The organism is Pantoea sp. JKS000250 (genome assembly GCF_003201065.1).
GTDB lineage: Bacteria > Pseudomonadota > Gammaproteobacteria > Enterobacterales > Enterobacteriaceae > Pantoea > Pantoea vagans.
On sequence record NZ_QICZ01000001.1, the window covers coordinates 3,590,848 to 3,610,806 of the forward strand.

Below are 19,959 nucleotides of genomic sequence, written 5' to 3' on the forward strand. Positions count from 1 at the left end.
GAGACCATGCTAAATGTCGGTGACAGGGGAAAATGGAAAGACATTTCCATCTCTTCAGGCGCCAGAATCTAGCATGAGAGCTATAAAAAAGGCGACGGAAAAACCGTCGCCTGGAACATTTGAGATCAGAGGGTTAACAACTTACCGATCGTTTTTAACCAACCCGTCAAGAAAACGCTCAGCGTCTAACGCGGCCATGCAGCCGGTGCCTGCCGAGGTGATCGCCTGACGATAGATATGGTCCATCACATCGCCTGCCGCAAAGACGCCTGGGATGCTGGTCTGAGTGGCGTTGCCGTGCAGACCCGACTGAACTTTGATGTAACCGTTCTCAAGCGCCAGCTGACCTTCGAAGATAGCCGTATTCGGACTGTGTCCGATAGCAACAAACAGACCCGCGACTTCCAGCGCTTCTGTTTCATCACTGTTCTGGGTAGAACGCAGTGTCAGACCGGTCACACCCATCTGATCGCCTGTGACTTCTTCCAGCGTACGATGGGTGTGCAGCACGATATTGCCATTGCGCACTTTTTCCATCAGCCGGTCGATCAGGATCTTCTCTGCGCGGAAGCTGTCACGACGGTGAATCAGATGCACTTCAGCCGCGATGTTCGCCAGATAGAGCGCCTCTTCAACGGCCGTGTTACCCCCGCCAATCACTGCGACTTTCTGGTTGCGATAGAAGAAACCGTCACAGGTTGCACAGGCAGAGACACCTTTGCCCTTGAACGCCTCTTCAGACGGCAGACCCAGGTAACGAGCTGACGCACCGGTGGCGATGATCATGGCATCTGCCGTGTATACGCCACTGTCGCCAGTGAGGGTGAACGGACGGTTCTGCAGATCAACGGTGTGGATGTGATCGAAAATGATCTCAGTATTAAATTTTTCGGCATGCTCGTGCATGCGCTCCATCAGCGATGGACCTGTCAGATCGTGCGGGTCGCCCGGCCAGTTCTCCACTTCAGTGGTAGTGGTCAGCTGTCCGCCTTTTTCCAGACCGGTGATCAGCACCGGGTTCAGGTTGGCGCGTGCAGCATAAACGGCTGCGGTATAACCCGCTGGGCCGGAGCCCAGAATGAGTAACTTACTGTGTTTGGCCGTACTCATGCGTTCCTCAGTTTCATTCGGCTGACATAGCCTGCGATTGTAGGGAATATCCGGCGACAATAACAAGACTTAGCCAATTTTGTTAACGATAGCTGCAAGTGGCGTAGACGATGAGCGGCGGTTTTGCCTGGTCAATGCGCCAGAATGGGGCAAAAATCGGCTTTAAAGGGTGCAAAAGTGGAAAAATACTCATTTAAAAACAGATACCCAGCGGTCTGTCTGGCATCTTGTCCTGAATTTGGTGATTTTACTTTGACAATCGCCTGCGCTTTTGCGAAAACATTATCAGAAGCGAATAACATTTATCGGAACAAAACAGGTTTTCGTCGCCTGTTTTGCGTGTAACGCCGAATAAAAGCAGCCTGATATGGATAATGACGCATGATGTGGACAGACAACATGCGTCATATCGATAGGTGTCAGATCACAGGCTCTGTTAGCTCACTTCAGAAATGCCCCGAACATTGAGCGTTTTCAGGGCGTGGCAGGTAAAGGGAAGGAATTAAGAGAGACAATAATAATGGTAGACAATAAGAAACGCCCCGGGAAAGACCTCGACAGAATTGACAGGAACATTCTGAATGAACTTCAGAAAGATGGTCGCATTTCAAACGTAGAGCTTTCCAAACGCGTAGGCTTATCGCCTACGCCATGTCTTGAGCGTGTACGCCGTCTCGAACGCCAGGGATTTATTCTTGGTTACACTGCGCAGTTAAACCCGCACTATCTGGATGCCTCTCTGCTGGTATTCGTTGAGATTACTCTGAATCGTGGTGCGCCGGATGTGTTTGAGCAATTTAACGCCGCTGTGCAAAAACTTGAGGAAACTCAAGAGTGTCACCTCGTTTCCGGCGATTTCGACTACCTGCTGAAAACGCGCGTACCTGATATGTCTGCCTACCGTAAGCTGCTGGGCGAAACCCTGTTGCGCCTGCCGGGCGTAAACGACACGCGAACTTATGTGGTGATGGAAGAGGTCAAACAGAGCAATCGACTGGTGATCAAAACTCGCTGATGCGGGGCAGGTGCAAAACCTGTGAGATTTCGGTACACTCCTGTGCATTCATACAGGATCAGCGTCGGGCTTGCCCGACGCTGTTGCTTCTTACTTTACAGGCACCTGGAGAGTCCTCTTGAGCCAGGAATATACAGAAGATAAAGACGTTTCGTTACAATCGCTGAGCAGTGGACGTCGTCTGCTGGAAGCGTTGCTCATTCTGGTGGCGCTGTTTGCCATTTACCTGATGGTTTCACTGGTCAGTTTTAACCCTTCCGATCCGAGCTGGTCGCAAACGGCCTGGCATGAACCTATCCATAATATCGGCGGCAGCGTCGGTGCCTGGCTGGCTGACACCTTACTCTTCATCTTTGGTGTGATGGCGTACGCCATTCCGCCCGTCATTCTGGGTTTGTGCTGGATTGCTTTCCGTCAGCGCGACAGCCAGGACTATTTTGACTACTTTGCCGTCGGGTTACGCTTAATTGGCGTTCTTGCGCTGGTGGTAACGACCTGTGGTATGGCAGCGCTGAACGCTGATGATATCTGGTACTTCGCTTCAGGCGGCGTGATTGGTAGCCTGGTCAGTAATGCTATTGCCCCCTGGTTCAGTCCGGCTGGCGGCACGCTGATGCTGCTCTGCGTCTGGGCGGCGGGGATAACCCTGTATACCGGCTGGTCCTGGCTCACCATTGCAGAAAGAATTGGTGGTGTCGTCATGGGCGTCCTGACGTTTGCCAGCAACCGCTCACGTCACGATGAACCCTGGCAGGAAGAGGATGACGAACGCGACGTGCAAGAGTATGCGGATGTTCCTGCATTGCATGCCGCCGATCAGGATGATGACGTGCTGCTGTCTGCGCCGCGCGCTGTCGATCAGGAAGATGATGTGCTGCTTGCCGCGCCACGCGCTGCCGCTCAGCCTGTGCCGACACAGCCGGATCCGCTACTGGCGAAAGCGGCAGCCGCAACCAGTGCGGCGGTAGCCGCCACTGCGGAAGCTGCAGAGGTGACCATTGCTCCCGCAGCGCCGGTTACCGCGGCACCTGCTGCAGCGGCCTTTACTGCATCGGCACCTGCCGCGTCAGCAGCAATACCTGCATCGTCGACGGCACAACCTGCTCCAGCATCTGCACAGAACATCCCTGCATCTTATGGTGCAACGACGGCTCCGGCGCAGAGTGCTTCTGCAGCCGCATCTTCACCACCGCTTTATCACTTTGAAATGCCAGACGAAGCTCCGGCTGCGCCATCGTTCAATGCTTACGACGATGACGAACCTAAAATGGGTAACTGGCGTGACACATCAGCGATCCCTGCGGCCGCAACAGTTGCTGCTGCCGGAACGGCGGCCACACGTACTGCGCCTGTTTTCGACTTAGCCCCTGAAACCAATCTGAATCCGCAGGTTAAGCAGGGTATCGGACCGGCGCTGCCGCGTCCTAATCCGGTAAAACTGCCTACGCGTCGTGAGCTGGCTTCTTATGGCATTAAGTTACCTTCTCAGCGCATGGCTGAAGAGAAAGCCAAAGCGGAAGAGAGCGAAACGGCATCGGCTACGTCGGTTTCCACTGCACCTGATGCTGAAGAGGCATTGCAGCAGGCTGAACTGCGTCAGGCCTTCCAGTCTGAACAACAGCAGCGTTACGGCACCAGCTGGCAGCAGGACGAAGAAGAGGAGCAGGATGCGCAGCAGCAGGATGCACTGGCGCGTCAGTTCGCCGAGCAGCAACAGCAGCGCTATGAACCTGAAGTGAGAAAAGAGCCGGTATTGAATATTGATACTGCCTCCGCGTTCGATTTTTCACCGATGAAAGATCTGGTGGATGACGGCCCGTCTGAACCGCTGTTTACCATTGCTGCGACGCCGGAGCCGGAAGCGCCTGCGGTTTCACACGAACCGTGGCAGCAGGTAAGTGAGGTCTCTATTCCTCAGGCACCGGCTCAGGTGCCTGCACCTGCCCGTTTTGCACCGGCAGAACCTGCCTATAGTGCGCCAGTGACGCCTGCGGCACCCGCAGAGCCTGCCTATCATGCACCAGCGTCACCTCAGGCACCGGCTTATTCTGCGCCTGCATACGGTACGCCAGCAGAGCCTGAAGCGGGTTATGCCGCGCCGTCTGCCCCTGTCTATGCTGCACCAACGGCGCCTCACGCCCCGGCTTATTCTGCGCCATCTTATGGCACGCCAGCCGTTGAGCCGGTTCAGCCAGTTGAAGAAGCGAAACCTTCACTGCATGACAGCCTGATCCATCCGTTCCTGATGCGCCACGAGCAGCCGCTGGAGAAACCGTCCACGCCACTGCCTTCGCTGGATCTGCTGACGGCACCTCCTGAAGAGGAAGAGCCGGTTGATATGTTCTCGCTGGAGCAGACTGCCCGTCTGGTGGAGTCACGCTTAGGCGATTACCGCGTCAAAGCCGAAGTGGTTGGCATCTCACCTGGCCCGGTTATCACCCGTTTCGAGCTTGACCTGGCACCGGGTGTAAAAGCAGCACGTATCTCTAACCTGTCGCGCGACCTGGCACGATCACTCTCGACTGTCGCGGTTCGCGTGGTGGAAGTGATCCCTGGCAAACCTTATGTGGGCCTGGAACTGCCAAACAAACATCGTCAGACCGTTTATCTGCGTGAAGTCCTGGATTGCCCTAAATTCCGCGACAACCCGTCGCCACTGGCCGTCGTGCTGGGTAAAGACATTGCCGGTCAGCCGGTCGTGGCCGATCTGGCGAAAATGCCGCACTTACTCGTTGCCGGTACGACCGGTTCCGGTAAGTCCGTGGGCGTGAACGCTATGATCATCAGCATGCTCTACAAGGCGACACCAGAAGAAGTTCGCTTCATTATGATCGACCCGAAAATGCTGGAGCTGTCGGTTTACGAAGGCATTCCGCACCTGCTGACCGAAGTGGTCACCGACATGAAGGACGCCGCGAATGCGCTGCGCTGGAGCGTCGGCGAAATGGAGCGTCGCTATAAGCTGATGTCGGCGCTGGGCGTGCGTAACCTGGCGGGTTACAACGAGAAAGTGGAGCAGGCCGAAGCGATGGGCCGTCCGATTCCTGATCCGTTCTGGAAACCGGGCGACAGCATGGATATGACGCCGCCGGTTCTGGAGAAACTACCTTATATCGTGGTAATGGTCGATGAGTTTGCTGACCTGATCATGGCAGTGGGTAAAAAGGTTGAAGAGCTGATTGCGCGCCTGGCACAGAAAGCCCGTGCTGCGGGTATCCATCTGGTGCTGGCAACACAGCGTCCATCCGTAGATGTGATTACTGGCCTGATCAAAGCGAACATCCCGACACGTATCGCCTTTACCGTTTCGAGCAAGATAGACTCCCGTACCATTCTCGATCAGGGCGGCGCGGAATCCCTGCTGGGTATGGGTGACATGCTTTACATGCCACCCAACTCCTCCCTGCCGGTTCGTGTTCACGGTGCCTTTGTGCGTGACCAGGAAGTACATGCGGTGGTTCAGGACTGGAAAGCACGTGGTCGTCCGCAATATATCGACAGTATTACGGCAGGCGAAGAGAGCGAAAGTGCCGGTGGCATCGATAGCGATGAAGAACTTGATCCGCTGTTCGATCAGGCAGTCGGCTTTGTGGTCGATAAGCGCCGAGCCTCGATTTCAGGCGTTCAGCGTCAGTTCCGCATCGGCTATAACCGCGCGGCACGTATCATTGAGCAGATGGAAGCGCAGGGCATCGTCTCTGCACCAGGACACAATGGTAACCGTGAAGTGCTGTCGCCACCGCCTCACGATATGTAGCGGTTAAATGTTTTGAAACACTACTTGATGAGCCAGTTCCGACTGGCTCATTGTTTTTACGCGGTTAACCCCCATATCTGGATCAGCTTTCGGCTTTTTCCTCTGTTCTGATGACGGAACGGCGACCAGGCTTAATGCAGTTATCGATGGGAACGTTTAAATAAGGAATTGAAGCAGATGAAATTACGCGTAATCGCTCTGGGCCTGTTGGCCACCTTTTCTTCGGCCAGCGTTCTGGCTGATGCTTCCAGTGATCTGCAACAGCGCCTGAACAAGGTCAGCAGCTTCCACGCCAGCTTCACGCAAAAAGTGACCGACAGCAGCGGTGCCAATGTGCAGGATGGTGAAGGCGAATTGTGGGTTAAACGTCCCAGCCTGTTTAACTGGCACATGACCGCGCCGGACGAAAGCATCATCATCTCTGACGGTAAATCGCTGTGGTTCTACAATCCATTTGTTGAGCAGGCGACCGTTAGCCTGCTGCAGAATGCGACCAGCAACACGCCGTTTATGCTGATTGCCCGCAACCAGTCGAATGACTGGAAGCAGTACAACATTAAACAGCAGGGTGACAATTTCGAGCTGACACCGAAAAACAGCGATGGCAACCTGAAACAGTTCACCATTCAGGTGACCTCCAGCGGCACCATTAACCGCTTCAGCGCTATCGAACAGGATGGCCAGCGTAGTGATTACCAGCTGAAAAGCCAGCAGAATGGTGCTATCAGCCCGGATAAATTCACGTTCACACCGCCTAAAGGCGTGACGGTGGACGACCAACGTCAGTGAGGTCACGGTGAGTAACCTGTCCCTGGATTTTTCCACCGAAAATTTCAAACCTCTGGCCGCGCGTATGCGGCCAGAAACATTGAAACAGTACATTGGTCAGCAACATCTGCTGGGTGCGGGCAAACCGCTGCCGCGCGCGATTGAAGCAGGGCACCTGCACTCGATGATCCTGTGGGGACCACCCGGGACCGGCAAGACGACACTCGCTGAAATTATTGCGCATTATGGTAACGCCGATGTGGAGCGTATCTCAGCAGTCACTTCGGGTGTGAAAGAGATTCGTGAGGCGATTGAGCGTGCCCGCCAGAATAAACATGCCGGGCGACGCACCATCCTGTTTGTGGATGAGGTCCATCGGTTCAACAAGAGCCAGCAGGATGCTTTTCTGCCGCATATCGAAGATGGCACGATTACCTTTATTGGTGCGACCACCGAAAACCCCTCTTTTGAACTCAACTCCGCATTGCTGTCACGCGCCCGCGTTTACCTGCTGAAATCACTGACGACTGAGGATATTGAGCAGGTGCTGGATCAGGCGATGCAGGATAAAGCGCGTGGGTATGGCGACAGTGACATCGTGCTGCCGGATAATACACGCAGGATGATCGCTGAACTGGTTAATGGCGATGCACGCCGGGCGCTGAACACGCTGGAAATGATGGCGGATATGGCTGAAATCACCGCCTCGGGTCAGCGTGAACTGACGCCGCAGTTGCTCAACGAAGTCTCGGGTGAACGATCCGCGCGTTTTGACAACAAAGGCGACCGCTTTTACGATTTGATTTCAGCTCTGCACAAATCCGTGCGCGGCTCGGCACCCGATGCGGCGCTTTACTGGTATGCACGCATTATTACCGCGGGTGGCGACCCGCTCTATGTCGCACGCCGGTTGCTGGCTATCGCCTCAGAAGATGTCGGCAATGCCGACCCACGCGGCATGCAGGTGGCGATTGCCGCGTGGGATTGCTTTACGCGCGTCGGGCCGGCAGAAGGGGAGCGTGCCATCGCTCAGGCCATTGTTTATCTCGCCTGCGCGCCTAAAAGTAATGCAGTCTACAACGCGTTTAAAGCCGCCATGCGTGATGCGCGCGACCATCCCGATTACGATGTACCTGAGCATCTGCGTAATGCGCCGACTAAGCTGATGAAAGAGATGGGCCTGGGCAAAGAGTATCGTTATGCCCATGACGAAACCAACGCCTATGCCGCCGGTGAAGTCTATTTTCCGCAGGAACTGGCCAGCGCACGCTATTACACCCCAACCCAGCGTGGGCTTGAGGGTAAGATTGGTGAAAAGCTAAGCTGGCTCGCTGAGCAGGATCAAAATAGCCCGACAAAACGCTACCGCTGAAACAGACGTTACGGTAATGTGGGCAATGTTTTCAACGCATTCCGCGGGAATGCGTCCCTTCTTTCAACCAACTTTTTATACACAGGATAAGCATGCTCGATCCCAATCTGCTGCGTAACGAGCCAGACGCAGTCGCAGAAAAACTGGCACGCCGGGGATACAAACTGGATGTGGAAACGCTGCGTTCGCTTGAAGAGCGTCGCAAAGTACTGCAGGTGGAAACCGAAAATCTGCAGGCAGAGCGTAACTCCCGATCCAAATCCATCGGTCAGGCCAAAGCACGTGGGGAAGACATCGAGCCGCTGCGTCAGGAAGTGAACGCGCTGGGCGAACGCCTGGATGCCGCAAAAGCAGAACTGGATGAACTGCAGAATCAAATCCGTGACTTTGCGCTGGCGCTGCCGAACATTCCGGCAGATGAAGTGCCGCTGGGCAAAGATGACAGCGAAAACCAGGAAGTGAGCCGCTGGGGTACCCCGCGCGAATTCAGTTTCCAGGTTAAAGATCACGTTGAGCTGGGTGAAGCGGCGAAAGGCCTGGATTTTGCGGCTGCCGTGAAACTGACCGGTTCACGCTTTGTGGTCATGCAGGGGCAGATTGCCCGCCTGCACCGTGCACTGAGTCAGTTTATGATTGACCTGCACACTGAGCAGCATGGCTACCTTGAAACCTACGTGCCTTACCTGGTTAACCATGAAACGCTTTATGGCACCGGTCAGCTGCCTAAGTTCGGCGAGGACCTGTTCCACACTCGCCCGCTGGAAGAGCAATCGGATAGCAGTAACTATGCGTTGATTCCTACTGCGGAAGTGCCGCTGACCAACCTGATGCGCGATGAGATCGTGGAAGAGGATAGCCTGCCGGTTAAACTGACCGCGCATACGCCATGCTTCCGTTCTGAAGCGGGTTCTTACGGTCGTGACACGCGCGGCCTGATCCGTATGCACCAGTTCGACAAAGTTGAAATGGTGCAGATTGTCACTCCGGAACAGTCAATGGATGCGCTGGAAGAGCTGACTGCTCATGCGGAGAAAGTGCTGCAGCTGCTGAATCTGCCGTATCGTAAGGTTTTACTCTGTACCGGCGATATGGGCTTTGGCTCGACCAAAACCTACGATCTGGAAGTCTGGCTGCCAGCGCAGAATACCTATCGTGAAATTTCATCCTGTTCCAACATGGGTGATTTCCAGGCGCGTCGTATGCAGGCGCGTTACCGCAACAAACAGGAAAAGAAACCGCGTCTGGTTCATACCCTGAATGGTTCAGGACTGGCCGTAGGCCGCACTCTGGTCGCGGTGCTGGAAAACTATCAGCAGGAAGATGGCCGCATCACCGTGCCTGAAGTTTTACGTCCCTACATGAATGGCGTCGATGTCATCGGCTAAGCGATTCACCATTCTTAAACCCGGCCATGGCCGGGTTTTTTTATGCGTAGTTTTTGAAAAAAGGATTTATTGAGACCGAATTTAATCACAAATAAACGTTATCGATATCAGGTGCGCCGGAATGCTTAAAAATCTAATTTTTCATAGAGATAGCGCTCAGAAATATGCCGCATAACACAATTGTAACCCACTGAAGATTAGTAAATTAAATTGTCCCGCAGCAAAATGTGCTGCTGTCAAATTCAGCCCATTGACTTTAAAAAAGCCAATGGCAAACTGCGCGCAATTTCCTTCATTTTGCTCTGGTTTCTATCCCCTATGTCAACCTGGTCACGCCCCGTGATATTGCTGCTTTGCGGCCTGATGTTAATGACTGTCGCCATTGCCGTTCTGAATACGCTTGTTCCACTGTGGCTGACGCATGACTTACTGACAACCTGGCAGGTGGGCATCGTAAGTTCCTCTTATTACACCGGCAATCTGGCAGGTACATTACTGGCTGGCTGGTTAATCAGACATTACGGGTTTAATCGCAGTTATTATCTGGCAACCGGGCTCTTTGCCGTGGCAACGATTTGCCTGGTAACGATGGAAGGTTTCTGGGCGTGGAGTTCGCTTCGTTTTGTCGCGGGGGTAGGCTGTGCGCTGATGTGGGTCGTGGTTGAAAGCGCACTTCTCTGTAGCGGAACCGTCCGAAATCGTGGACAGCTACTGGCTGCCTATATGATCGTTTATTATCTTGGCACTGTAACCGGTCAGTTACTGGTCAGCACCCTCTCTACAGAATTACTGAGCGTAGTACCCTGGGTCACTTCACTGGTGTTCTGTGCGGTACTGCCTCTGGTCTTTACACGAGTATCAGCCACCGGTGAAGCGGCTGAAGCGGCACCGGCTCGCATCTGGCCGATGCTTCGTCGTCGCAGTTCACGTCTCGGCATCAATGGCTGCATTATCTCCGGTATCGTTTTAGGTTCGCTTTATGGCCTGATGCCGCTTTACCTGTCGCATCAGGGAATGAGTGATGCCAATGTCGGCTACTGGATGGCGTTACTGGTCAGCGCCGGTATTGTCGGGCAGTGGCCAGTTGGTCGGCTGGCCGATCGTTTCGGCCGCTTGCTGGTGCTGCGGGTGCAGGTCTTTGTCGTTATCCTGGGTGCGATGGCGATGCTAACCAATGCCGCAATGGCACCAGCACTGTTTGTTCTGGGGCTGGCAGGCTTCACACTCTATCCGGTGGCCATGTCCTGGGCTTGTGAGACGGTTGCACATCATGAACTGGTTGCGATGAATCAGGCGCTGCTGATGAGTTATACCGTTGGCAGTCTGGCTGGACCGGCAATGACCTCCGTTCTGATGCAGAATTATTCTGACCGGCTGCTGTTTGTGATGATCGCTGCAGTAGCGCTGATCTATCTGCTGATGCTGCTGCGTAAAGCGGACCAGCAGGCGACGCCAGTGGCACATGCCTGATCGCTGAACAGTAAAAAGGGAGCGTTAAGCTCCCTTTTTTGTGACCGATTCTCTAGTACATCACTTCGTGGCCGTAGCTGGCGAGAATATTCTTAACGCGTTCCATCGTCTCTTTCGCCGGTGGTTTCACCCCATCCAGCTTGTACTCTTCACCCATCGCAATCCATTTATGCTTACCCAGTTCGTGATAGGGCAGCAATTCAATCTTCTCAACGTTCTCCATGTCACGTGTGAATTCACCCAGCCGATGCGCGGTGTCATCATCGTCGGAGTAACCGGGTACGACGACAAAACGGATCCAGGTCCGCTTGCCTTTTTTCTGCAGGTAGCGGGCAAAATCCAGGGTACGGTGATTTGATACCCCCACCAGAATCTGATGCACATCGTCATTCATCTGTTTGAGATCGAGCATCACTAAGTCAGTCACGTCGAGCAGTTCGTCGATTACCGGATCGTAGCGGCGTACGAAGCCATTGGTGTCGAGACAGGTATGGATGCCTTCGGCCTTGCAGGCGCGGAACCAGTCACGCACAAATTCAGCCTGAAGAATCGCTTCACCGCCAGACGCAGTAACACCGCCGCCAGAGGCATTCATAAAGTGGCGATAGGAGAGCACATCCGCCATCAGCGCGTCGACGCTGATCTCTTTGCCACCGTGGGTATCCCAGGTGTCGCGGTTGTGACAGTAGAGGCAGCGCATCAGGCAGCCCTGGAAGAAAGTAATGAAACGGATGCCGGGACCATCGACGGTGCCGCAGGATTCAAATGAGTGGATACGACCGTTAACTGACATTGCGATGTTTCTCCAGTGAGTCTGCCGGGACAGACGGCGCAATCTCTGTTGCGCTCAGGGCAGGAAATCGATTCTGGTGGGAACCTTGATGAAGATGACCATAAGAACAGACTTTTAAGGAAAAGGCTCCGCGAGGAGCCTTTTTATCGGGTTTATCCGTGATTACAGTGACTGTGTGAAGGTACGGGTAATCACATCCTGCTGCTGCTCTTTAGTCAGTGAGTTAAAGCGTACAGCGTAACCAGAAACGCGAATCGTCAGCTGCGGATATTTCTCTGGATGCTCCATCGCGTCCAGCAGCATTTCACGGTTCATAACGTTGACGTTAAGGTGCTGGCCACCTTCGATGCTGGCTTCGTGATGGAAGTAACCATCCATCAGACCGGCAAGGTTGGTTTTGCGCACATTATCATCTTTGCCCAGCGCGTTTGGTACGATTGAGAAGGTATAGGAGATACCATCTTTCGCATAGGCAAACGGCAGTTTAGCGACAGAAGTCAGTGAAGCCACCGCACCTTTCTGGTCACGACCATGCATCGGGTTAGCACCAGGTCCAAACGGTGCGCCAGCGCGACGTCCATCCGGCGTGTTACCGGTTTTCTTACCATACACCACGTTCGAGGTGATGGTCAGAACAGACTGCGTCGGCACGGCATTACGATAGGTAGTCAGCTGCTGAATTTTCTTCATGAAGCGTTCAACCAGATCGCAGGCCAGGTCATCAACACGGGTGTCGTTGTTACCGAACTGTGGATATTCACCTTCGATGTCGAAGTCGATCGCCAGACCATCTTCGTCACGAATCGGTTTCACTTTGGCGTATTTAATTGCAGAAAGTGAATCCGCAGCAACAGAGAGACCGGCGATACCACAGGCCATGGTGCGATAGACATCCCGGTCATGCAGAGCCATCAGTGCCGCTTCATAGCTGTACTTATCATGCATGTAGTGGATGATGTTCAGCGAAGTCACATACTGTTTTGCCAGCCAGTCCATGAAGTGATCCATACGCTCCATGACGGTGTCGAAATCCAGCACGTCGTCGCTGATTTTGTCGCCTTTCGGTCCGACCTGCATTTTCAGTTTTTCATCCACGCCGCCGTTGATTGCGTAAAGCAGCGTTTTCGCCAGGTTGGCACGTGCGCCAAAGAACTGCATTTGTTTGCCGACAATCATCGGACTCACGCAGCAGGCGATGGCGTAGTCATCATTGTTGAAATCAGGACGCATCAGGTCATCGTTCTCATACTGCAAAGATGAAGTATCGATAGAGACTTTAGCGGCGTATTTTTTGAAATTAATGGGCAGTTTTTCTGACCACAGAATGGTCATGTTTGGCTCAGGTGAAGGACCCATGGTGTAGAGGGTATTCAGGAAGCGGAAGGTGCTTTTTGATACCAGTGTGCGACCATCAACGCCCATACCTGCCAGTGATTCGGTTGCCCAGATTGGGTCACCAGAGAACAGCTCATCATATTCCGGGGTACGCAGGAAGCGAACCATGCGCAGTTTCATGACCAGATGGTCAATCAGTTCCTGAGCCTGTTCTTCCGTCAGCTTACCGGCTTTAAGGTCACGCTCAATGTAAACATCCAGGAAGGTTGAGACGCGGCCAAACGACATGGCAGCACCGTTTTGTGATTTAACGGCAGCCAGATAACCATAGTAAGTCCACTGCACAGCTTCCATTGCGTTGGTAGCCGGGCCGGAAATGTCATGACCATACTTTGCGGCCATCTCTTTAATCTGGGCCAGCGCATGATGCTGATCGGAGATCTCTTCACGCAGACGAATGGTTGCTTCGAGATTCACACCGTTCTCTAAATCTTCCTGCAGTGATGCGAACTGAGCGAATTTATCCGCCATCAGGAAATCGATGCCGTATAACGCCACACGACGATAGTCACCGATAATACGGCCACGACCATAAGCATCAGGAAGACCGGTCAGAATACCTGATTTGCGGCAGCGCAGAATGTCCGGGGTATAAACATCGAATACACCCTGGTTGTGTGTTTTGCGGTATTCGGTGAAGATTTTTTTCAGAGAAGGGTCGAGTTCACGGCCATACACTTTGCATGAACCTTCGACCATTTTGATGCCGCCATAAGGAATGATGGCGCGTTTTAATGGCGCTTCAGTCTGCAGCCCAACAATTTTTTCCAGAGACTTATTAATGTAGCCCGCGTCGTGCGAGGTAATCGTGGAGGCGAGATCGGTGTCGAAGTCGACTGGCGCGTGGGTGCGGTTCTCAATTTTGATGCCTTCCAGCACGCTTTCCCACAGTTTGGTGGTCGCTTCAGTGGCGCCCGCCAGGAATGACTCATCACCTTCATAGGGGGTGTAGTTTTTCTGAATGAAGTCGCGCACATTGACGCTGTTCTGCCATTCGCCTTCAGCAAATCCTTCCCATGCTGAAGCCAGTTTTGCATTAAGTTCGGTCATAATATACCTGCCTTATATGAAGAGACTTTACGGTCGGGCACAGTCAACGTCCTGTGCCGTCAAAAATGCGTTTAATGTACCTGGTCACCTTTGCGGAGATAGATAACCCAGTAAGTCAGCCCAACCAGAACGCCACCGCCGATGATGTTACCGATCGTTACGGGAATCAGATTGTGGAGAATAAAGTTACTGACGGTCAGCGCGTGAAACTGTGCAGCCGTGGTGCCAGCAGCCTGCCAGAACTCAGGTGTTGCGAAGTCGCGAATAGTAATGGCATAGGGAATGAGAAACATGTTGGCGATGCTGTGTTCGAAACCGCTGGCGACAAACATCCCAACAGGCAGAATCATCACGACCAGCTTATCGGTCAGGCTGCGACCGGAATAGCTCATCCAGACGGCGAGGCAGACCAGCAGATTAGCTAATGTACCCAGACAGACTGCTTCTATGAAGGTGTGATGCATTTTGTGATCGGCGGTTTCCAGGACATTTAAGCCCCAGGCACCATTTGCAACCATATGCTGTCCGGCAAACCACATCAGGGCGACAAAGAAGAGTGCACCTGCCAGGTTACCGGCGTAGACGTTAAACCAGTTGCGGGCCAGCTGACCCCAGCTGATGCGACCACTGGCTTTAGCCACGACGATTAATACCGTCGAGGTAAAAAGGTCGGCGCCACACACCACGACCAGCATCAAACCGAGTGAGAAACAGATACCGCCAATTAGTTTGGCTATGCCATAGGGCATCGCGCCGCTGCCGGTAGTCGCTGTAATATAAAAAACGAATGCGATTGAGATGAATACGCCAGCGTTTATTGCCAGGAAGAAGGTCGTAAAGGGATGTTTGGTTGCTTTATAGATACCGGCCTCTTCGGCCACTTTCGCCATTGCGGCTGGTAATAAAAGATTAAAAGGGTTGTCAGTTTTCACACTAACTTACTCCTGAAGTTGTCTGAAAAAATACTAACAAAGGAGTATAGGTCAGCAATTGATGTGGATCATGTTTGCCGAAATGGTCGCCATCATCTCGCATGGAAATGAAAAAATAATCGCGTAAATTATTGAAAGTGTAAGTTTAAATTAATTTTAAAAATACAAATATATTTTAACGTGATGCGGTTGCTCGCACTTTTAATTCAGTCTATGTTACGAATTAATATCTTATATGTTAAGTGAAATGATGCAATGTGGCGGAAGGTATTTTTATTACAGCTAATGTTTCATTGAGATAGAGGGAAATTATGGCACCAGATAAATCCAGTGCCATGTTGAGCTATCTGTTTCCAGCTACAGGCGTTATGCCTTACGCTTTTTTCCAGTAATGACGTTTAGCGGCCTGCAGTTTTTCGTAGGCAGCAAGCAGGGATTGATGGGCCGGGAATGCCTGCAACTCTTCATCCACAGCCTGAAGCCCGTTAAACGGATTCTCACCACTAATAGCAGCGGAAGCCGCTTCCATTGCGTTCTCACCATACATACGCAGGAAGGCGTGATGATACTGCAGCGGATCGCGCTCATCTTCCATTGCCAGTAATAGCAGGGTCTGCAGGCAGCGATAGTAATTAGCCCGCTCTGGCGTAAAGATTGAGCTGTTAAACTCCATTGTCCACTCGGTCCAGATCAATGCCTGATCCAGATCGCCGCCCGCCAGCGCCAGCATCGCTTTTAATTCGCCAATACGCAGCGTGTACCAGCCGTTGTCTTTACCGGTTGCCAGGCCCAGCAGCTCGCGAACGCGGGTGAAGTCGTCAAAACCTTCATCATCCAGCTGTCCAATCAGATCCAGATACTCTTCCGGATTCCAGTTGCTGTCAGGCAGGGCAAGCAGGGTTTCACGCATGCCAGCACCCATGCTGTTATTTGCCAGGAACAGATCTTCCGCCGGGTAGATATCAGACATGCCAGGTACGATGATGCGGCAGGCATAGACGCCCAGGTGCTCGTAGTCAGCGATATAGACCTCCTGATCTTCTGAAGCGAAGATCGCCATCAGCGTAGCAAATTCCTGCTCGGTGCTGCCTGCGAAAGACCAGTCGACAAAGGGATAATCTGCCGTCTCTTTAAACAGATCCCAGGAGATCAGACCGCTTGAATCGATGAAGTGTGTTTCAAGGTTGGCATGTTCAGCCACTTCTTCGTCATCAAAGGTTGGTGGTGTAAACACATCCAGATCTTTGAGGCTGCGACCCTGCAGCAACTCAGTAACGGTACGCTCCAGCGCCACACCGAAATCAGGGTGCGCACCAAAGGAAGCAAAACAGGTGCCATTGGTCGGGTTAAACAGCACCACACAGATAACCGGATATTTGCCGCCCAGCGAAGCGTCATAGGCGAAAATCGGGAAGCCTTCCGCTTCAAGGCGCGCAATCGCCTCAATGACGTCAGGATAACGCTGCATCACCGCATCAGGAATCGCTGGCAGGCTGATTGCTTCAGCAATAATACGGTTTTTAATGTAGCGCTCAAACACTTCTGACAACCCCTGAACACGCGCTTCATTCGCGGTGTTGCCCGCCGACATGCCATTTGAGACATAGAGGTTGCCGATGATATTCATCGGGATATAGACAGTTTGCTGATCGGACTGGCGGGTAAAGGGCAGAGCGCAGATACCACGCTCAGCATTGCCGGACTGCAAATCAATCAGGCCGGAAGCCGTCAGAGCATTGTCGGCATCGTAAAAAGCATGCAGGCGCGCATCCAGAATGCCTTCAGGTAAGGAATCATTCTCTGGTAACGCAAACCATTTTTCATTGGGATAGTGAACAAAATCACCGTTAGCGATCTTTTTCCCCAGCCAGAAGTCAGCAAAAAAATAGTTAGTAGAGAGACGCTCAAAATACTCGCCCAGTGCAGAGGCCAGTGCCGCTTTTTTACTGGCGCCTTTACCATTGGTAAAGCAGAGCGGGCAATCGCGGTCGCGGATATGCACAGACCAGACATGGGGAACAGGATTAAGCCAGGAGGCTTCTTCAATATTAAAGCCAAGATCCTGCAGCTTGTTCTGGAAACGCGCGATGGAGTCTTCCAGTGCGGCATCTTTGCCCGGGATAAATGTTTGCGTCATAGTGCCGCTCTCTCTGTTGTCATAGGGTGCGTAAAGCGCGCCATGATACGGATTTTGCTAACTGACCGCTATCAGGGCGGGACATTTTTACCGGCTTAGTTTTCATTGCCGCGGCACTCAGGCCAAATGCGGATTGGTGGGGCTGGATAGAGCCTCACAAAATTCCGTTCAGATTTGCATTGGTAACATAACCTCCGGCGAGCCGGATTCAGAAAATGTGACCGCACCCTGATTTATGATTGCAGCTATCAGAATGCAGTGATAAAACCGGATGGTTATTCATAACCGTTCGATATGACAGTGGTGAGGGGAAATGACGCAAGTTTATAATTTTAGCTCTGGCCCGGCGATGCTACCGGTTGAAGTCCTTCGTCGTGCAGAACAGGAGCTGACGAACTGGCGCGGTCTGGGTACCTCTGTAATGGAGATCAGTCACCGCAGTAAAGAGTTTATTCAGGTGGCTGAGGAGGCGGAGCAGGACTTCCGTGATCTGCTAAAAATACCGGCTAATTACAAAGTTTTATTCTGTCATGGCGGCGCGCGTGCTCAGTTCGCTGCTGTACCGGGTAATCTGCTCGGGCAAGCGACCAGCGCCGACTATGTCGATGGCGGTTACTGGGCACACAGTGCAATTAAGGAAGCGGAAAAGTATTGCTCCCCTCGCACGCTGGATGTGAAAACCACCCGCGATGGTAAACGTGCCATTCTGCCGATGAGCGAATGGCAGGTGAGTGAATCGTCTGCTTACCTGCATTTCTGCCCGAATGAAACTATTGATGGCATCGCCATTGATGAACAGCCCGATTTCGGCAGTAAAACGGTTGTCGCTGACTTCTCATCTACCATTCTGTCACGTCCGATCGATGTGAGCCGCTATGGCGTGATTTATGCAGGCGCGCAAAAAAATGTCGGCCCGGCCGGATTAACGCTGGTTGTCGTTCGCGAAGATCTGCTGGGTCAGGCGCACGCCTCTGTACCTTCAATTCTTGATTACAAAGTGCTGGCCGATAATGATTCGATGTTTAATACTCCGCCAACATTTGCGTGGTATCTCTCAGGCTTAGTGTTTAAATGGCTGAAAGAGAAGGGTGGCGTAGCCGAAATTGATCGTATCAATCAGGCAAAATCTGACCTGCTTTATGGCGTTATCGATCACAGTGGCTTCTACCGTAACGATGTGGCTAAAGAAAACCGCTCACGCATGAATATTCCTTTCCAGCTGGCGGATGCGTCGCTCGATGCGTTGTTCCTGGAAGAATCATTTAAGGCAGGATTGCATGCGCTCAAAGGCCATCGTGTAGTAGGCGGTATGCGCGCCTCTATTTATAATGCGATGCCGCTGGAAGGTGTGAAGGCGCTGACCGATTTCATGGTCGACTTTGAACGCCGTCACGGCTGATTACTAAGATATCAGCATTGATGCTGATGCCAGACCTCGCCATAGGTGAGGTCTCTGTATTTTTTGAGGATTTTGTTTCACATGCAGGACTCCCTGACTCTCCAACCGATCGCGCGCGTTGATGGCACCGTAAATCTGCCCGGTTCAAAAAGCGTTTCTAATCGCGCATTGCTGCTGGCTGCGCTGGCTAAAGGCACCACCCGTCTGACTAACCTGCTCGACAGCGATGATGTAAAGCACATGCTGAATGCGCTGACTGCGCTGGGCGTAAACTATACGCTTTCCGGCGATCGCACCGTGTGTGAAGTGACGGGAAATGCCGGGCCGCTGCACGCATCTCAACCGCTGTCGCTGTTTCTGGGCAATGCCGGAACCGCAATGCGTCCTCTGGCCGCGGCACTTTGTCTGGGTGAGCACGATATCGAACTGACTGGCGAACCCCGCATGAAAGAGCGTCCCATCGGCCATCTGGTTGACGCGCTTCGTCAGGGTGGCGCAATCATTGATTACCTGGAAAATGAAAACTATCCGCCGCTGCGTTTACGCGGAGGTTTCATCGGGGGTGACGTCAGCGTGGATGGCAGCGTATCCAGTCAGTTCCTGACTGCACTGCTGATGACCGCGCCGCTGGCACAGCAGGACACCTGCATTACCATCAAAGGTGATTTGGTTTCCAAACCTTATATCGATATCACTCTGAATCTGATGCAGTGCTTTGGCGTCGACGTTGAGAATCAGAACTATCAGCGCTTCCTGATCAAGGGCCAGCAACAGTATCAGTCACCGGGCGATTATCTGGTTGAGGGCGATGCCTCTTCCGCCTCCTATTTCCTGGCTGCTGCTGCCATAAAAGGCGGGACGGTTCGCGTCACCGGTATCGGACGCCAGAGTGTGCAGGGCGACATCCGTTTCGCTGACGTGCTGGAAAGGATGGGCGCTGTGATTGAGTGGGGCGATGATTACATTGCCTGCACGGCCGGAAAACTGCAGGCTATCGATATGGATATGAATCATATCCCTGATGCTGCAATGACCATTGCGACCACCGCGCTGTTTGCAGAGGGCACTACCCAGTTACGTAATATTTATAACTGGCGGGTAAAAGAGACCGATCGACTGAGCGCAATGGCCACGGAATTACGTAAAGTTGGGGCGGAAATCGAAGAAGGTCATGATTTCATCCGTATTACACCGCCAGCATCGCTGATTCATGCTGATATTGGCACCTACAAAGACCACCGCATGGCGATGTGTTTTTCTCTGGTTGCACTTTCTGATACGCCGGTAACCATTCTTGATCCTGGCTGCACAGCGAAAACCTTCCCGGACTATTTTGTTCAACTGGCTAAAATCAGCCAGCACGCCTGATATTGCCT

General features: G+C 52.8%; 14 protein-coding genes. 9 read left to right on the forward strand and 5 right to left on the reverse strand.

Annotation, left to right across the window (positions count from 1 at the left end; genetic code table 11):
- Positions 1 to 141 precede the first annotated feature (141 nt).
- The gene (gene trxB, locus BY447_RS17020; protein ID WP_110331621.1) at positions 142 to 1,110 is read right to left on the reverse strand and encodes a thioredoxin-disulfide reductase; all 969 of its coding nucleotides are present in this window, start codon (positions 1,108 to 1,110) and stop codon (positions 142 to 144) included.
- Positions 1,111 to 1,254: 144 nt separating this feature from the next.
- Between trxB and BY447_RS23200 the strand changes: the two genes are divergently transcribed.
- From BY447_RS23200 to BY447_RS17050, 7 genes are all read left to right on the forward strand, one after another.
- The gene (locus BY447_RS23200; protein WP_135909529.1) at positions 1,255 to 1,455 is read left to right on the forward strand and encodes a hypothetical protein; all 201 of its coding nucleotides are present in this window, start codon (positions 1,255 to 1,257) and stop codon (positions 1,453 to 1,455) included.
- A 175-nt stretch (positions 1,456 to 1,630) separates the two neighbouring features.
- Positions 1,631 to 2,125, forward strand: a complete 495-nt coding sequence (gene lrp, locus BY447_RS17025) for a leucine-responsive transcriptional regulator Lrp (RefSeq protein ID WP_006118610.1) — start codon at positions 1,631 to 1,633, stop codon at positions 2,123 to 2,125.
- 118 nt (positions 2,126 to 2,243) lie between these two features.
- Complete coding sequence (locus tag BY447_RS17030) at positions 2,244 to 5,882, forward strand: DNA translocase FtsK 4TM domain-containing protein (RefSeq protein ID WP_110331622.1); 3,639 nt, start codon at positions 2,244 to 2,246, stop codon at positions 5,880 to 5,882.
- A gap of 177 nt (positions 5,883 to 6,059) precedes the next feature.
- Positions 6,060 to 6,671: an outer membrane lipoprotein chaperone LolA gene (gene lolA, locus BY447_RS17035; RefSeq protein WP_003849334.1), complete on the forward strand. Its 612-nt coding sequence runs from the start codon at positions 6,060 to 6,062 to the stop codon at positions 6,669 to 6,671.
- A gap of 7 nt (positions 6,672 to 6,678) precedes the next feature.
- On the forward strand, positions 6,679 to 8,022 hold the full coding sequence (locus BY447_RS17040; protein ID WP_110331623.1) for a replication-associated recombination protein A: 1,344 nt from the start codon (positions 6,679 to 6,681) through the stop codon (positions 8,020 to 8,022).
- Between the two features lie 92 nt (positions 8,023 to 8,114).
- Complete coding sequence (gene serS / locus BY447_RS17045) at positions 8,115 to 9,407, forward strand: serine--tRNA ligase (RefSeq protein WP_107319469.1); 1,293 nt, start codon at positions 8,115 to 8,117, stop codon at positions 9,405 to 9,407.
- Positions 9,408 to 9,725: 318 nt separating this feature from the next.
- Entirely contained in the window at positions 9,726 to 10,877 is a 1,152-nt protein-coding gene (locus BY447_RS17050) for an MFS transporter (RefSeq protein ID WP_041457190.1), read from the forward strand.
- A 52-nt stretch (positions 10,878 to 10,929) separates the two neighbouring features.
- Here BY447_RS17050 and pflA read toward each other — a convergent pair whose 3' ends face one another.
- From pflA to ycaO, 4 genes are all read right to left on the reverse strand, one after another.
- Positions 10,930 to 11,670 carry a pyruvate formate lyase 1-activating protein gene (pflA, locus tag BY447_RS17055; protein ID WP_110331624.1) on the reverse strand — a complete coding sequence of 247 codons (741 nt, stop codon included), beginning with the start codon at positions 11,668 to 11,670 and terminating at the stop codon, positions 10,930 to 10,932.
- A gap of 162 nt (positions 11,671 to 11,832) precedes the next feature.
- Entirely contained in the window at positions 11,833 to 14,115 is a 2,283-nt protein-coding gene (gene pflB, locus BY447_RS17060) for a formate C-acetyltransferase (protein WP_110331625.1), read from the reverse strand.
- Between the two features lie 71 nt (positions 14,116 to 14,186).
- Positions 14,187 to 15,047, reverse strand: coding sequence for a formate transporter FocA (gene focA, locus BY447_RS17065; RefSeq protein ID WP_033782513.1), 861 nt, complete (start codon positions 15,045 to 15,047; stop codon positions 14,187 to 14,189).
- A gap of 373 nt (positions 15,048 to 15,420) precedes the next feature.
- Positions 15,421 to 17,184 carry a 30S ribosomal protein S12 methylthiotransferase accessory factor YcaO gene (ycaO, locus tag BY447_RS17070; RefSeq protein ID WP_110331626.1) on the reverse strand — a complete coding sequence of 588 codons (1,764 nt, stop codon included), beginning with the start codon at positions 17,182 to 17,184 and terminating at the stop codon, positions 15,421 to 15,423.
- A 313-nt stretch (positions 17,185 to 17,497) separates the two neighbouring features.
- On the opposite strand from ycaO, the gene serC reads away from it, so the two are divergent.
- Entirely contained in the window at positions 17,498 to 18,583 is a 1,086-nt protein-coding gene (gene serC, locus BY447_RS17075; RefSeq protein ID WP_013357313.1) for a 3-phosphoserine/phosphohydroxythreonine transaminase, read from the forward strand.
- Between the two features lie 81 nt (positions 18,584 to 18,664).
- Positions 18,665 to 19,951, forward strand: coding sequence for a 3-phosphoshikimate 1-carboxyvinyltransferase (gene aroA / locus BY447_RS17080; protein ID WP_110331627.1), 1,287 nt, complete (start codon positions 18,665 to 18,667; stop codon positions 19,949 to 19,951).
- Positions 19,952 to 19,959: the final 8 nt, after the last annotated feature.

What these genes read in the sequence shown, in the direction of transcription:
- lolA (WP_003849334.1), top strand. Translation starts at nt 6,060, where the DNA reads ATGAAATTACGCGTAATCGCTCTGGGCCTGTTGGCCACCTTTTCTTCG.
- BY447_RS17050 (WP_041457190.1), top strand. Translation starts at nt 9,726, where the DNA reads ATGTCAACCTGGTCACGCCCCGTGATATTGCTGCTTTGCGGCCTGATG.
- pflB (WP_110331625.1), bottom strand. Translation starts at nt 14,115, where the DNA reads ATGACCGAACTTAATGCAAAACTGGCTTCAGCATGGGAAGGATTTGCT.
- BY447_RS23200 (WP_135909529.1), top strand. Translation starts at nt 1,255, where the DNA reads ATGGGGCAAAAATCGGCTTTAAAGGGTGCAAAAGTGGAAAAATACTCA.
- ycaO (WP_110331626.1), bottom strand. Translation starts at nt 17,184, where the DNA reads ATGACGCAAACATTTATCCCGGGCAAAGATGCCGCACTGGAAGACTCC.
- lrp (WP_006118610.1), top strand. Translation starts at nt 1,631, where the DNA reads ATGGTAGACAATAAGAAACGCCCCGGGAAAGACCTCGACAGAATTGAC.
- trxB (WP_110331621.1), bottom strand. Translation starts at nt 1,110, where the DNA reads ATGAGTACGGCCAAACACAGTAAGTTACTCATTCTGGGCTCCGGCCCA.
- aroA (WP_110331627.1), top strand. Translation starts at nt 18,665, where the DNA reads ATGCAGGACTCCCTGACTCTCCAACCGATCGCGCGCGTTGATGGCACC.
- pflA (WP_110331624.1), bottom strand. Translation starts at nt 11,670, where the DNA reads ATGTCAGTTAACGGTCGTATCCACTCATTTGAATCCTGCGGCACCGTC.
- serS (WP_107319469.1), top strand. Translation starts at nt 8,115, where the DNA reads ATGCTCGATCCCAATCTGCTGCGTAACGAGCCAGACGCAGTCGCAGAA.
- serC (WP_013357313.1), top strand. Translation starts at nt 17,498, where the DNA reads ATGACGCAAGTTTATAATTTTAGCTCTGGCCCGGCGATGCTACCGGTT.